The 14241-nt window shown below is 63.6% G+C and carries 16 protein-coding genes; 6 read left to right on the forward strand and 10 right to left on the reverse strand.

The genetic code is table 11. The features are described 5' to 3' along the window. Window positions 1-149: 149 nt before the first annotated feature. Window positions 150-509, reverse strand: coding sequence for a nuclear transport factor 2 family protein (locus RTP54_RS01055; protein WP_112809225.1), 360 nt, complete (start codon window positions 507-509; stop codon window positions 150-152). Between the two features lie 105 nt (window positions 510-614). After that, window positions 615-1610 carry an aldo/keto reductase gene (locus RTP54_RS01060; RefSeq protein WP_312360232.1) on the reverse strand — a complete coding sequence of 332 codons (996 nt, stop codon included), beginning with the start codon at window positions 1608-1610 and terminating at the stop codon, window positions 615-617. Between the two features lie 227 nt (window positions 1611-1837). Here RTP54_RS01060 and RTP54_RS01065 point away from each other — a divergent pair, with 227 nt between their 5' ends. Further along, window positions 1838-2728 carry a LysR family transcriptional regulator gene (locus RTP54_RS01065; protein ID WP_112809223.1) on the forward strand — a complete coding sequence of 297 codons (891 nt, stop codon included), beginning with the start codon at window positions 1838-1840 and terminating at the stop codon, window positions 2726-2728. Window positions 2729-2737: 9 nt separating this feature from the next. On the opposite strand, the gene RTP54_RS01070 is transcribed toward RTP54_RS01065, so the two are convergent. Beyond that, window positions 2738-3193 carry a GNAT family N-acetyltransferase gene (locus RTP54_RS01070; RefSeq protein WP_112809222.1) on the reverse strand — a complete coding sequence of 152 codons (456 nt, stop codon included), beginning with the start codon at window positions 3191-3193 and terminating at the stop codon, window positions 2738-2740. A gap of 19 nt (window positions 3194-3212) precedes the next feature. After that, window positions 3213-4163: an aldo/keto reductase gene (locus RTP54_RS01075; RefSeq protein WP_312360235.1), complete on the reverse strand. Its 951-nt coding sequence runs from the start codon at window positions 4161-4163 to the stop codon at window positions 3213-3215. A 177-nt stretch (window positions 4164-4340) separates the two neighbouring features. Here RTP54_RS01075 and RTP54_RS01080 point away from each other — a divergent pair, with 177 nt between their 5' ends. Further along, window positions 4341-5327 (forward strand): Gfo/Idh/MocA family protein, encoded by a 987-nt coding sequence (locus RTP54_RS01080; RefSeq protein WP_112809220.1) that lies wholly within the window; start codon window positions 4341-4343, stop codon window positions 5325-5327. A gap of 309 nt (window positions 5328-5636) precedes the next feature. Here RTP54_RS01080 and RTP54_RS01085 read toward each other — a convergent pair whose 3' ends face one another. Next, window positions 5637-6044 carry a hypothetical protein gene (locus RTP54_RS01085; protein WP_112816619.1) on the reverse strand — a complete coding sequence of 136 codons (408 nt, stop codon included), beginning with the start codon at window positions 6042-6044 and terminating at the stop codon, window positions 5637-5639. Between the two features lie 239 nt (window positions 6045-6283). Between RTP54_RS01085 and RTP54_RS01090 the strand changes: the two genes are divergently transcribed. After that, window positions 6284-7063: a helix-turn-helix domain-containing protein gene (locus RTP54_RS01090; protein WP_312360239.1), complete on the forward strand. Its 780-nt coding sequence runs from the start codon at window positions 6284-6286 to the stop codon at window positions 7061-7063. Between the two features lie 6 nt (window positions 7064-7069). Here the strand turns inward: RTP54_RS01090 and RTP54_RS01095 are convergent, their stop codons facing one another. The 4 genes from RTP54_RS01095 to RTP54_RS01110 are packed head-to-tail and all read right to left on the reverse strand — an operon-like array spanning window position 7070 to window position 9401. Then, window positions 7070-7279, reverse strand: a complete 210-nt coding sequence (locus RTP54_RS01095) for a hypothetical protein (RefSeq protein ID WP_112809218.1) — start codon at window positions 7277-7279, stop codon at window positions 7070-7072. 16 nt (window positions 7280-7295) lie between these two features. After that, entirely contained in the window at window positions 7296-7658 is a 363-nt protein-coding gene (locus RTP54_RS01100; RefSeq protein WP_312360243.1) for a transporter, read from the reverse strand. Then, window positions 7655-8374, reverse strand: a complete 720-nt coding sequence (locus RTP54_RS01105) for a class I SAM-dependent methyltransferase (RefSeq protein ID WP_312360245.1) — start codon at window positions 8372-8374, stop codon at window positions 7655-7657. The genes RTP54_RS01100 and RTP54_RS01105 overlap by 4 nt, the downstream gene beginning before the upstream one ends. A 28-nt stretch (window positions 8375-8402) precedes the next feature. After that, window positions 8403-9401, reverse strand: a complete 999-nt coding sequence (locus RTP54_RS01110) for a glycosyltransferase (protein ID WP_312360248.1) — start codon at window positions 9399-9401, stop codon at window positions 8403-8405. Between the two features lie 141 nt (window positions 9402-9542). On the opposite strand from RTP54_RS01110, the gene RTP54_RS01115 reads away from it, so the two are divergent. The 3 genes from RTP54_RS01115 (at window position 9543) to RTP54_RS01125 (ending at window position 13648) form a co-directional block, all read left to right on the forward strand. Next, window positions 9543-11357, forward strand: coding sequence for a hypothetical protein (locus tag RTP54_RS01115; protein ID WP_312360250.1), 1815 nt, complete (start codon window positions 9543-9545; stop codon window positions 11355-11357). A gap of 80 nt (window positions 11358-11437) precedes the next feature. Further along, a complete protein-coding gene (gene xseA / locus RTP54_RS01120) occupies window positions 11438-13036 on the forward strand; it encodes an exodeoxyribonuclease VII large subunit (RefSeq protein ID WP_312360252.1) in 1599 nt (532 codons plus the stop codon). A 21-nt stretch (window positions 13037-13057) separates the two neighbouring features. Further along, complete coding sequence (locus RTP54_RS01125; protein ID WP_312360255.1) at window positions 13058-13648, forward strand: NAD(P)H-dependent oxidoreductase; 591 nt, start codon at window positions 13058-13060, stop codon at window positions 13646-13648. A 6-nt stretch (window positions 13649-13654) separates the two neighbouring features. On the opposite strand, the gene RTP54_RS01130 is transcribed toward RTP54_RS01125, so the two are convergent. Continuing rightward, window positions 13655-14137 carry a MarR family winged helix-turn-helix transcriptional regulator gene (locus RTP54_RS01130; RefSeq protein WP_112832851.1) on the reverse strand — a complete coding sequence of 161 codons (483 nt, stop codon included), beginning with the start codon at window positions 14135-14137 and terminating at the stop codon, window positions 13655-13657. Window positions 14138-14241 lie beyond the last annotated feature (104 nt).

Genomic DNA, 14241 nt, shown 5'->3' on the forward strand with positions numbered 1-14241 from the left:
TGGCCCCGCAGTTCTTGCGGAAAGGCTCGAGATCCCTGTGACCGGCATAGGGATGAGGGAACCTCTCGTTGACGCTGGGCTTTCTACGCGCCCGAGCAACGCTTTGCGCGTGTGTTGCAACAGCCCAAGATCGTTGCGCGCTCCGCTCTTCAGGCGTGAAGATGATAGATCTTGTTGACGATGACCCAGCGCCCGTCGATCTTCACCAGCGACAGATAATCGGAAAAGCGCTCGCCGGCAAAACTGTCGATCACCTTGACCGTCGCCGCATCGCCGGCAATGTCGGTCATTTCCACATCCATCTCCGGCTGGGTGCCGGGCGGCGCTGCGCCCTGGTCGAGCACCGCCTTGATGAAGCCGTCGCGCGTCATCCATTCGAGCGCGCCCCTGTAATTGCCGATGATCGCCGCATCCGGGTGAAATGCCTTGCGCAACGCACCCTCGTTGGCAAAGGCCATGCCGTCGACATAGAGATGCACCACGGCGCTGATCGCCTGCTCGTCGGACATTCCCGCTCCTCCGCAAATGTTGGTTCCGTTTGCAGAGGTAGTGCGGCCGACCCAAAATTCGATGGGGCCTTGCCCCGCCACGGCAAGCTGGCGGGGCAAGGGCGTTCAACGATTGGTGAGCGCCAGCGAGGCGTCGGTGTAGCGTTTGCCGGCAACCAGCGTCGGTGACAGGGCGTCGCCGAGCCGGGCGCGCTCGTCGGCGGTGAGCGCGATATCAGCGGCCGCCGCGTTCTGCTCCAGGTGGTTGAGCTTCCTCGCGCCGGGGATCGGCACGATGAAGTCGCCCTGGTTGATCACCCAGGCGAGCGCCAGTTGCGCGGCGGTCACGCCTTTTTCCCGTGCGAGCGTCTCCAGGGTGTCGACCAGCGCGGCGTTGGCGTCGAAGTTTTCGGCCTGGAAGCGCGGCAGCGAGCGGCGGAAATCGTCGGGCGCCAGATCGTCCGCCCTGCGGATCGCCCCCGTCAGCATGCCGCGGCCGAGCGGGCTATAGGGCACGAAGCCGATGCCGAGCTCACGGCAGGTGGCAAGCACGTCCTCTTCCGGGTCACGAGACCAGAGCGAATACTCGCTCTGGACGGCCGCGATCGGATGCACCCTGTGGGCGCGGCGGATCGTTTCGGCGCTGGCTTCGGAGAGCCCGAGCGCGCGCACCTTGCCCTGCCGCACGAGGTCGGCCATTGCGCCGACGGTTTCCTCGATCGGAACCGCCGGGTCGACGCGGTGCTGATAATAGAGGTCGATCACATCGACCCCCAGTCTTTTCAGCGAAGCATCAGCCACGGCTCTGGCGTTTTCCGGACGCCCGTCGATGCCGTTGATCGCCTCTGCCCCCGACTTTCCGGGCGCGATGCGGAAGCCGAATTTGGTGGCGATCGTCACCTGGTCGCGAAACGGCTTCAGCGCCTTGCCGACAAGCTTTTCATTCTCGTAGGGGCCATAGACTTCGGCGGTGTCGAAGAAGGTGACGCCGAGGTCGACGGCGCGTTGCAGCGTGCGGATCGATTCCGCCTCGTCGGCGCTGCCATAGGCAAAGCTCATGCCCATGCAGCCGAGGCCGACGGCGGAGACGGTCAGTTCATTCCCGAGTTTGCGGGTTTTCATGTGATGTCCTTTCGGGGTGGGGCGGCGATACCTGGCGCGCCGGAGTGGCGGCCCAAAGTATCGAAGCAAAAGGCATGGTCGTGGCTGGCTCGGCCGCCCCGAAGCGGCGCTCCTGGGCGCCGCGCCTTTCGGGGCCGTTTTGCCGTGTCGATAGCGAGAGGATAGAGCCGGGGAACGCCGGTGAAAATCTCTGTCAATTCTCACGGGCTGTTCTATTATTTAGATCAATGAACCGAACCCAGCTTTCCCAGCTCGCCGTTCTCGCCGCCGTCGCCGCCCATGGCAGCTTCCGTGGCGCTGCCCGCGAGCTTGCCATTGCGCCTTCGGCGGTCAGCCATGCTGTCGGCAGTCTCGAGGCAAGCCTCGGTGTCCGGCTGCTCGCCCGCACCACCCGCAGCGTCGCGCCGACAGAGGAGGGGCGGCGGTTGCTGGATCGTCTGGCACCGGCGCTCGATGAGATCGCCCACGCGCTCGAGGCCGTTGCCGACACGCGTGACCGGCCGGCCGGCAACCTGCGCATTACTGCGCCGCGGTTTGCGGCCGACCTCATCCTGGCGCCCCGGCTCGGCGAATTCCTCGATCGCTACCCGGACATCGTGCTGGAAATCGCCAACGAGGACGGCTTCACCGATATCGTCGAAGAGGGGTACGATGCCGGCATTCGGCTGGGTGAAAGCCTTGAGGCGGACATGATCGCCGTCAGGGTCGGGCCGGAGCTCGAAAGTGCGGTCGTTGCCTCGCCCGGCTATTTCGAGCGCTTCGACCGCCCTTCGCATCCGCGCGACCTTGCCGGCCACCGTTGCATACGGCGGCGCTTTTCCAACGGCACGCTCTACCGCTGGGAGTTCGAACGGCAGGGCGAAGAGCTGACGGTCGCGGTCGAAGGGCCGCTGATCCTCGGGGAAGACAGGCCGATCATCAAGGCTGCCATCGGCGGGGCGGGGCTTGCCTATCTCTTCCTGTCGCGGGTGGAAACGGCGATCGCCGAGGGCCGTCTGGTCCGCGTGCTCGACGACTGGTGCGCGCCCTATGCCGGGCCGTTTCTCTACTATCCGAGCCGGCGCCAGATGCGACCGGCGCTTCGCGCCTTCATCGATTTCTTCAGATATGCCGGGTAGGTGAGATCTTCAGCTGAACGTGCCGAAGTTCAGCTTGTAGCGGACGTGCTCGTCGGTTGCCGAATAGCGATCATAGAGACGGCGCGCCACCGCATTGTCCCGTTCGGTATACCAGTAGAGCCGGTCCCAGTCCGACGCCTGGCAGAGCGCGATCAGGTCGTCGATCATGGTGCGGGCGACGCCTTGCCCGCGCGCCGACGGATCGACATAGAGATCCTCGATGTAGCAGATCGGCCGTCGAAAGAAGGTGGCGAGCTGCTCCTGGCAGATGGCGAAACCGACCGGTTCACCATCGAGGATCGCCAGTCGGGCAAAGAGCGGTGCTGCGGGATCGATCAGCCGGCTCCAGGTGAGATCGATGATGTCTTCGGCGAGTTCGGTGCCGGAAAAGGCCACGTAACCGGCCCACAGGCGGCGCCAATGCGTTTCGTCGCCGGCGGTCGCCGCACGTATGCTCAATACCATGACCTTCGTCTTGTCCCTGCTATTCGCTGACGTCGTTGAGCTTGCGCATCGCCTCGTCGCTCAAGGTCAGCTCGGCCGAGCGGATAAGGCTCGTCAGCTGGTCGAGGTTTGTGGCGCTGGCAATGGGCGCGGTGATGCCCTTGCGGTTTCTGACCCATGCAAGGGCGATCTCCGCCTGGGTCGCTCCGGTCTCCTCGGCAAGTTCGTCGAGGACGCCGAGAATGCGCATGCCGCGGCCGTCGAGATATTTTTCGACGCCCGAGCCGCGGGCCGATCCTTCGAGATCCTTGTGGGTGCGGTATTTGCCCGAGAGGAAACCACGCGCCAGCCCGAAATAGCTGATGACACCAATCTCCTCGCTGACGCAGAGATCGCGCAGGGGGCCGTCGAAGCTGTCGCGGTCGTAGAGATTGTATTCCGGCTGCAGCACAGCATAACGGGGCAGGCCGCCATTGGCGGCGACGTCGAGCGCTTGGCGAAGTTGCAGCGAATTGAGATTGGACGCGCCGACGGCGCGCACCTTGCCCTCGGACAAGAGCTGGTCGTAGGCGGCCAGCGTTTCCTCGTAGGGTGTTTCCGGGTCGGGTTTGTGCGACAGGTAGAGGTCGACATAATCCGTCTGCAGCCGCTTCAGCGAAGCTTCGACCGCCTGCAGGATCCAGCGACGCGACAGGCCGTTGGCATCCGGCCCAAGCTCGAATCCGACCTTGGTGACGATGATCGCCTGGTCTCGGCTGCGGCCGGATTGCTTCAGCCATTTGCCGATGATCGTCTCGGATTCACCGCCCTGGTTTCCCGGCACCCAGGAAGAGTAGACGTCGGCGGTGTCTATGGCATTGAAGCCGGCATCGAAGAAGGCGTCGAGCAAGGCGAAGGACGTCTTTTCGTCCGCCGTCCAGCCGAAGACGTTGCCGCCGAAAACAAGCGGCGCGATTGTCAGGTCGGTTCGGCCAAGTCTCAGTTTTTCCATGGTTTCGCTCCATTGGACTGGATGAAAGCAAGTGCGCGATCGGGAGGACTGCCGGCAGGAACATAAGGCAAGCGAACAAAGTTTGTCACCTGCCGCCCGACTTTTTTATCGTCGCTGGCCGCTTGATAGGTACGTACCTCGCCGCTAGTCTCTGGCGCGCAATCAGGGAGCCCCGCCATGTTTCGTTTCGGAATTCTGTCCACGGCCAAGATTGGCCGCGACCTCGTCGTGCCGGCCATTCAGGACGCCGAAAACTGCGTCGTTTCGGCGGTCGCCAGCCGCGACCTTGCTAAGGCGCGCGCCATGGCCGACCGCTTCTCCGCGCCGCATGCCTTCGGCTCCTACGAGGAAATGCTCGCCTCCGACGTGATCGATGCGGTCTATATTCCGCTGCCGACGTCGCAGCATGTGGAATGGACGATCAAGGCCGCCAATGCCGGCAAGCACGTGCTTTGCGAAAAGCCGATCGCGCTCAGGGCATCCGAGGTCGATCAACTGATTGCCGCGCGCGATCGTAACAAAGTTCTGGTCGCCGAGGCCTTCATGGTCACCTACAGCCCCGTCTGGCGGAAGGTCCGGTCGTTGATCGCTGAAGGTGCGATCGGCCGCCTGCGGCACGTACAGGGGGCCTTCACCTATTTCAACCGCGACCCCGGCAACATGCGCAACATCCCGGCGCTCGGCGGCGGCGGGCTGCCGGATATCGGCGTCTACCCGACCATCACCACCCGTTTCGTCACGGGCAAGGAGCCGGTCAGGGTGCAGGCGAGCACCGATCGCGATCCGGAGTTCGGCACCGACATCTATTCGAGCGTGCGCGCCGATTTCGGCGATTTCGAGCTGAGCTTCTATATCTCCACCCAGCTTGCCGCCCGCCAGGTCATGGTCTTTCACGGCGACAAGGGTTTCATCGAGGTGAAGTCGCCCTTCAACGCCGATCGTTACGGCCGCGAGGAGGTCGAACTCACCAACCAGAACCATGCCCAGTCGCAACTCTTCCGCTTCCAGGACGCGCGCCAGTACAAGCTTCAGGCCGAAGCGTTTGCGCGGGCCGCCAAGGGCGAAGACGAGGAAGTGGTGACGCTGGAAAATTCTCGGGCGAACCAGAAGCTCATCGATGCGATCTACCGCGCCAGCGACAAGGACGGCTGGGAAAAGATCTGATCAGGTTGTCGCATGACAAGAGCCTGCCGGCATGCGCCGGCGGGCCCGAGCGACTGATCGATGAAAGTGCCTTTTCTGCGCGAGGAGCGTTCGATTTCCCCTCATTCCGGCCTTGTGCCGGAATCCAGTGATCTGACGTCCGTCAGATCAGAAAACTGACGCAGCCCAAGGGCTTGGGCTGGCCGGATTGCTGTGACGAGCACAGGAATGAGGGAGATCTGAGACTTGGCGATGGCCAACCAACACCGTGCCGACCTTGTCCGCAGAAAACCCGCCGGCTTGCGCCGACGGGCTTTTGTCCCCACAGGATCAGGCAAGTGCCTCGCGTTCCCGTGAAAAGCCCTTCAGCTTGAAGAACAGGAAGTCGGCGACGCTGATGATGCCGATGATCACGAAGCCGAGCCCGATCGCGGTGAGCGAACTGTAGGCGGTCGCGAGCAGCGCGAGGCTTGCGACCTGCCACAGGATGTCGCCACCGATGCTGATGCGGGCAGCGGTCGATACCGGGCCGCCGTTGCGGGCAGCAGCGAGATGAAAAATCCCCCAGGCAAACAGCCCGATGCCGAGCAGCTTCATCATCAAGGGGGTGGCGAGCGGGCTGAAAAGGGCGGCCAGCGGCGCTGCGCCGAGAATGAGGACAGCACCGATGAAGAGCGAATACACGCCGTCGGCGATGAAGGTCTTGTTGAGCAGGCTGCGGCTGGAAAGGGTCAACATGTCAGGCTCCATTGGTTTGTCGATGCCCTGATGTTGCGGCCTTGCGATCATCAAACCAATTACCTCAGGGGTAATGGGAGCTTTACCCCCGGGGGTAATGCAGACATTCCCCCTAGTAACACTGGCCATACCTGGGTGGGCGAAACCCATCTTCGACAGAATTGATCGCATTACCCCGCAGGTAATGGATTTTGCGCGGCGCTTGCTCCAATCTGCCGAAACAATGGAGATCGGCATCGATGGAATTCGGCAATCACCTGAAGGAATGGCGCGGGCACCGGCGCATGAGCCAGCTTGATCTGGCGGTGGCGGCCGGTATCTCGACACGGCATCTGTCGTTCCTCGAGACCGGCCGCTCGAGGCCCTCGGAAGGCATGATCCTGCGGCTGGCCTCCGTGCTCGACATTCCGGCCCGCGATCAGGGCACCCTGTTTTCCGCCGCCGGCTTCCGTCCGCGCATGACGACGCGTCCGGCCTCTGGGCTCGACGCCATGCCGCCGGTTGTCGCCAATGCCATCCGGCTGATCCTGGCACGGCACGATCCCTATCCGGGCCTCGTGCTCGATCACGAGTATACGCTTCTGATCGTCAACCCGGCCCTGGCGGCTCTCGCAGTGTCGGCCGACGTGCCGTTCAATCCCGGCCAGAATTTCCTCGATGCTTTCCTCACATCGGAAAATGTCCGCTCTCTCGTCGTCAACTGGGAGGCAGCGGCCGCCGATCTCGTCCAGCGCGTGCGCACGGAGGCCTGGCTGCAGGGGCCGCGCAGCCGCCTCGGCAAGCGGCTGGAAAAGCTGGCGACCGATCCCGCCGTCCGGCGCGCGGTTGAAAATTACCCGGATACGGACCGGCTGCCCGTGCTGCCGGTCGATCTGCGCATCGGGCCGGTGAACCTAAGTTTCATCACCACGCTGCAGACCTTCGGCTCGACGCAGGACGCCTTGGTCGAAGGCGTGCTGATCGAATCCTTCTTCCCGGCCAACGAGGAAACGAAGAACTTCTTCGAGCGCAAGGGCTGAACGGGCCTACCGCCCGTGTGGCGGCCCAAGGGCAATGGCGCCGCAGAGCGCCAGCGCGATACCCATGTTGTAGCCGCCAATCGCGGCCGCGACCTGCTGCCAGTCTCCAGCGGCACCCGACAGAACGCAAAGCGCAGCCGCGACGAGAACGCAGATCCGGGGCGAGCGCAGGCCCGTCGTCAGCAGTCCGAGCACGAAAGTGGAGACGATGATCATCAAGGGTGCCTTGCCGTCAGGAGTTGATGATGATCATGCCGCCGATGATCAGCGCCGCGCCGGCCGCATAGCGCAGCGTCAGGGTTTCGCCGAGGAAGACGGCGGCCAGCAACGGCACGATGCAGAACGTCAGGGCCATGAACGAATAGGCGATGGTCAGCGGCACCGACTTGATGGTGAAGATCCAGACGATCGTGCCGAAGCCGTAGACGGCGAGCGCGGTCAGCAGCGTCGGGCTGAACAGGAGCGCCAGCAGTCCCTGGGCGTCCGGACTGCCGGTCTTTTCGCTCGTCAGCTTGAACAGGATCTGCCCGGCCGAGATCAACAGCGGCGTGAAGAACAGGCCAAACCATACGGCCGGAGCGAGATTGAGGTTCACGACAGCTTGCCTCCCATCGGTTGCGTCCTGTCTTCGCAGTAGAAAATGTCGCGGCCGATATCGACGCAGACGTGCCGTGCCGGCACGGGGTGCATCGCCCTCAGGAAGGAGTGGGTGTAGGGGAAGAAGTTGAAATGCGGATTGAACGTGTAGCGATACTCGCGCTCGCGCGGCACGACGATGATCAACCGTTGCCGGGTGACGCGGCGCAATTCGGCGATCGCCTTGCGGTAATCGAGAATGTGCTCGATCACATGGGTGCAGACGACGGTATCGAATTCGCCGTCGGCGAAGGGCAGCTCTTCGATCATCGCGGCGACATATTCCACGCCCTCGATCGCGGCCGCGTCGTTTATGGCGAAGTCGACGCCCGTCAGCCGCTGCAGCGCGGGATTGGCGGCGCGGATGTGCTTCAGCAGCACGCCGGTGCCGCAGCCGACGTCACAGACGGATGTGCCGCTGATCTCGGCGGCAATCTTGCGCACACAGGCCTCGGAGTTGTCGGTGCCTTCGTGGACGCGCGGATGTTTCCTGTAGAGCTGCTCGTACTCGCCAGCCGTCAGGAACGGCGCCCGTTCGCGAAATCGCGCGAGGTGACTGATATGGTCGCCCCAGGCAAGGCTCGCCACGCCCTTGAACAGCGCCGAGTCTCTGAGAAACGGCGGCAGGATGTCTTCGAGGACGAAGCGGATGCGGTTGGTCGTTTCACGGTTCATCTGCTGTCGTTCCATCTCTCTCGTAAGCTCAGGCCGCGCCGGTTCCGTGACGCTGCGCCAGCCGCTCCTGGGTGACCGGCATTTCGGCTGCGGTCGTCTTCTGGGATCGACGGTCGGTCGCGATGTAGTGCAGCCGCAATTGTTCGGTGCGGGCCCGCGAAACGGAATCGAGAATGAGCCCGGCGGTGAACATCACGATCGACGTCAGCAAGAGCACCATCGAAAGCACCCAGGTCGGCATGCGGGGAACCAGACCCGTCTGGAAATACTCGATCAGCACCGGCGTCATGAATGTGAGGCTCGCTGCCATGAAGGCGAGGCTGATCAGGCCGAAGAAGGTGAAGGGCCGTGTTTCCTTCATCAACATCGCGAACATCCAGAGGATCCTGCCGCCGTCGCGGAAGGTCGAGAGCTTGGAATGCGAGCCTTCCGGGCGCCGGCCATAGTCGAGCTCCAGCTCGCTGACCGGCAGCTTCAGTCGCGAGGCATGCACCGACATCTCGGTCTCGATCTCGAAGCCGGCCGATATCGCCGGAAAGCTCTTCACGAACCGTCGGGAAAAGGCGCGATAGCCGGAAAAGATATCGGTGAAATCGGTGCCGAAGATCGATCGGTAGAGATAGTTGAACAGCGTGTTGCCAAAGGCATGGCCCTGCCGTCCGGCATCGTTGCGAATGTTGCGCCGTGTGCCGACGACCATGTCCGCCTGCTCGGTAATCAGGGTGCGGATCAGGTCTTCCGCGTCTGCCGGAGAATAGGTGCCGTCGCCATCGGCCATCAGGTAGACATCCGCGTCGATGTCGGCAAACATCCGCCGAACGACGTGGCCCTTACCCTGCCGTCTTTCGCGAACCACGGTCGCGCCGGCAAGCATGGCCTGCAGCGCCGTTCCATCCGTCGAGTTGTTGTCGAACACATGTATGCTTGCCGTCGGCAAGGCGCTTCTGAACTCGCGCACCACGCGGCCGATGGTCGTGGCCTCGTTGTAGCAGGGCAGAAGGACAGCAATGCTCAAGGGTTCAAACATCGGAGTGGCTCGATTTCAGGATTGTCGAGCCATGATAGGCACTGCCGGTTAACAACACGCCAAGCGACCCATGCGCGCCCCGACTTTACGGTTTTTTGATCCACCGCGCTTAGGGTCGTCGGCGGACAGGAGCCCGATCAGATGCTGGACAGAATTGCGACACACCAGGAACCGCAAGCGGTGAACGCAAGCAACAGGCGCTGGTCTAGTCTCGTATGGATGACGCTGCTCTACGGCATGCCCGTGGTCCTGGTTCTGGTCGCCCGTTTCCTGCAGGCAACGGATTATGTCGGCCGCGACAACGACGACGTGATGCGGCTGGTTGAAGTGCGCGATCTTCTGGGCGGTCAGGGCTGGTTCGATCTGGTTCAGCTGCGTCTTGGCCTGGAGGGCGGCACGCAGATGCATTGGTCGCGCCTCATCGACCTGCCGATTGCCGGATTGATTTGGCTGTTCGGGTCGATCTTCGGCCCCGACAAGGCGGAGATGCTGGCCCTTGCCGTCTGGCCGATCTTTCTTGCCGTCCCGTTGCTGATGGTCATGGGCCTTGCGGGCCGGCGCATCGCAGGAACGCCGGGCATGCATTTCTGCTTCGGCCTGACCGCGATCTTCATTGTCACCAGCAACCGGTTTCTCGGCGGCGCGATCGACCACCACAATGTGCAATTGCTGCTGGCTGCGATCATGGCGGCGATGCTGGTGGACCTCAGCGGTCGCGCCACAAGCGGCGTTATTGCCGGCGTAGCCGCCGCACTGGCCATTGCCATCGGCGCCGAGACGACACCGCTGGTGGCGATCGTATGCGCCATCGTCGCCTTGCAATGGGCACTTGTCGGGCGCGACGTGGCCCGCGCCACCATCGCCTTCGGTCTTTCGCTGGCGGTGACCTTGAGCGCCGCCTTCTTCCTCACGGTGCCGCCCCATCTCTATCGCGTGGCGACATGCGACAACCTGTCGATCGCTTTTTATTCGCTTGCGCTCGTCGGCGGCACGGTGCTGGCCGCGTCCGCGGCTTTCGTTAGCGACCGCGGTACACCCATGCGATTTGCCGCACTCGGCGTCAGCGGCTCGCTGGTCCTTGCCGTCGCGCTGGTCGTTGCCCCGCAATGCCTTGGCAATCCGCTTGCCAGCCTCGATCCGCTGCTGATCGAGCTCTGGCTCAACAACGTCGCCGAAGCACAGTCTTTCTCGACCGTGCTGGCGCTACAGCCTGAAAATCTTGGTGCCTATTACTTCTGTGGCGCGTTCGGATCGCTCGTCTGCGCCTGGCGCATCTGGCGGGGCGATCGGGTCCGGCTGCATCTCATCCTCATCGGCCTTGTCGCCGCCAACCTTGCGATCGCCCTGGTTCAGGTTCGGGCTATGGCGTTCTCCAATCTTCTTGCCATCTTGCCGCTGTCGGTGCTGCTCGTAGACCTGCGTGCCTGGTCGCAGGGCGGCACCCGGGGTGCGGCCGCATCGCTCGCCTATGTCCTTGCCCTGGTCGCCGCAGTGCCAGCGGTCTGGGCGATCGGCGGTACCGTGGCCAGTGACGGCCTTGGTGGGCTGAAGACAGAGGCGGTGTCCAATGCGCAAAGTTGCCTGACGGGGTCGGCCCTGTCGGACATCGCCGCGCTTGCGCCATCCACGATCGTCGGTCCTTCCGATATCGGCGCCTCGATCCTGCGGCACACGAAACACCGTGTCCTTTCAGCCCCCTACCATCGCAACGCCGAAGGCATCCTGTTGGAGCTGAAGATCGGTCTGGCGACGCCTGTGGAGGCCAAGGCGATGCTGAGCCGGCTCAACAACCCGGTCCTGGTATTCTGCGCCAACGATGTTCAGATCGGCATGATCACCAGACGTGAACCTCAGGGCTTCTACGCGCAGCTGGCCGCCAACCGGGTGCCCGATTTTCTGACGCCGCTGCCCGTCTCCGCGGGCTCCAGCATCCAGCTCTACGCGTTCAAGCCCTGATCGCGCGGCATCTTGCAAGAAACCGTTAGAAAGCCGCGACCGTTTGCTGACCTTGCGCCTCGGGTCGGCTACAACAGGCGATGAGCTCCATTTTCGACAACGATTCTCCGAGCAACCTCACCGAATATTCGGTCTCCGAGCTGTCCGGCTCGATCAAGCGCACCGTCGAACAGGCCTTCGACCAGGTTCGCGTTCGCGGCGAGATCTCGGGCTATCGCGGTCCGCATTCCTCGGGACACGCCTATTTCTCGCTGAAGGATGATCGCGCGCGCATCGATGCGGTCATCTGGAAGGGCACATTCTCGCGCCTACGCTTCCGTCCGGAAGAGGGCATGGAAGTCATCGCCACCGGCAAGGTCACGACCTTCCCCGGCTCGTCGAAATACCAGATCGTCATCGAGACGCTTGAGCCGGCCGGAGCCGGCGCGCTGATGGCATTGCTCGAGGAACGCAAGCGCAAGCTCGGCGCGGAAGGCCTGTTCGACGCGGCGCGCAAGCGCCCGCTGCCCTACATGCCCCGCGTGATCGGCGTGGTGACCTCGCCGACCGGCGCGGTCATCCGCGATATCCTTCACCGCATCGCCGACCGGTTCCCGGTCCACGTGGTGGTGTGGCCGGTCAGGGTCCAGGGTGAAGGCTCCGGCGACGAGGTGGCTGCCGCCATTCGCGGCTTCAACGCCTGCGAACCCGGCGGACCGATCGCACGGCCCGATGTGCTGATCGTCGCGCGCGGCGGCGGCAGCCTTGAAGATCTCTGGGGCTTCAACGACGAGGCGGTCGTGCGCGCGGCTGCAGCCTCCGCAATCCCGTTGATCTCGGCTGTCGGTCATGAGACCGACTGGACGTTGATCGACTATGCCGCCGACCAGCGGGCGCCGACGCCCACGGGGGCGGCGGAAATGGCCGTCCCGGTCAAGGCCGATCTCGAGGCGGAACTGTCAGGCCTTTCGGCACGATTGAAGGGCGGCATGACCCGGCAGATGGAAAACCGTCGCCAGGCCGTCCGCTCGCTGGCGCGCGCGCTGCCATCGCTCGATCAGTTGCTGGCGCTGCCGCGCCGCCGCTTCGACGAGGCCGCCCTCGGCCTTGGTCGCGGCCTGATGATGAACACGACCAACAAGCGACGGCTGTTCGAACGCGCTGCCGCCGAGCTCAGGCCGGACCTGGTCAAGGCAAGGCTCGGCGATCGTCGGCAAAGGGTACAGGATGCGATGAACCGCGCCGACCGGGTCGTCGAGCGCCAGGTCCACCGCGGACAGTCGCGTGTCTCGTCGGCGGATGCATCGTTGCGCACGCTGCCCGCGCGCCTGCTGGCCCAGATTCACCGCTCGTCAGACCGTGTGGCCGGCCTGGTGGCGCGTTCCGATGCCGCGATCCGCACGGATATCCGCCGGCTGACGGGCGTCATCGCCGCACAGGACCGCATCCTGCAGTCGCTGTCCTATCGCAACGTGCTGCAGCGCGGCTTTGCGCTGGTGCGCGACGGGGAGGGCGCATCGGTGCGCCAGGCCGCCGCCGTCCAGCCGGGCATGGCGCTGTCGCTCGAGTTTGCCGATGGCAGCATTTCTGCGGTCGCGGGTGAGGGCGGCGAGCCGCCGGCGCAGGCGGCCATGAGGAAGAAGCAGCCGAAGTCCGGCAATCCCGGCGGCGATCCGCCGAAACAGGGCAACCTGTTCTAGCCACACCCCAGGAAACGATGAATGCGCATTCTGCTCGTGCTTGCCCACCCGCTTGAAGACAGCTTTGCCGCAAGCGTCGCCCGCCAGGCGCAGGAGACGCTTGTCGCCGGCGGTCATGTTGTCGATCTGCTCGACCTTTATCGCGAGGATTTCGATCCGAGATTAAGCACGGCGGAGCGCGCCAGCTATTTCAGCGACAGCTACGATACCAGCCTGACGGCCGGGTTGATTGCCCGGTTGCAGGCGGCGGATGGGATCGTTCTGGTCTTTCCGCAGTGGTGGTTCAATTTTCCGGCGATCCTCAAGGGCTTCTTTGATCGCGTCTTCGTGCCGGGTGTCGCATTCGACAATGATCCGGCCGGCGGTCGCATCATCCCGAGACTTTCCAACATCAAGCTGTTCTGGGCGCTGACGACGACGGGATCGCCGTGGTGGGTGGTGCATCTCTATATGGGCAATCCGGTGCGGCGGCTGTTGAAGCGCGGCATTGCCGCCTTCTGCGCCAAACGCCTCGATTTTCGCATGCTCAGCCTGCACGACATGGACCGGGCGACGGTCGAGAAGCGCAAGGCGCATCTGGCGCGCGTTCGCCGGATGGCGGCAGGGATCTGACCCGTCCTACTCGAATGCCGCGAGGTATTTGCGCAGCAGCGCGTCGAGCTTTTCCTTTTCTTCGGGCGACAGATCGGAAACGACCCGATGCTGGTTGGCCACATGGGCGGTCGCAGCTTCGTCGACGCGCCTCAGTCCCTCATCAGTCAGGGCGATAATCACGCCACGCCGGTCTTCAGGATTGTCGAGCCGCTCCACCAGGCCCGCTTTTTCCAGTTGGTCGATACGGTTCGTCATGGTCCCGGAGCTGACCATCGTCGTCGCCAGCAGGTCTCCGGGGGAAAGCCGATAGGGTGGGCCGGAGCGGCGCAGCGTCGCGAGCACGTCGAAGCTCGACGAGGAAAGCCCTCGCTCCGAAAAGGTCTTCTCGATTTCGCGGCCGATATGGGTCGACAGCCGGGAGAGGCGGCCGAGCAGGCCCATGGCCGAAACGTCGAGATCCGGCCGTTCCCGGTGCCATTGCGCCAATATCCTGTCGACACGGTCCATCGCGAAGTCTCCCTGTTTCGTGGTCAGCTATAGAGTATCTTGACGTAGAGAGAAACTTTGTTATCGTCAATTTATCTTGATATAGAGATTCTTGAGGTAAAGAT

The sequence above is a fragment of the Ensifer sp. genome (assembly GCF_031989085.1).
GTDB lineage: Bacteria > Pseudomonadota > Alphaproteobacteria > Rhizobiales > Rhizobiaceae > Ensifer.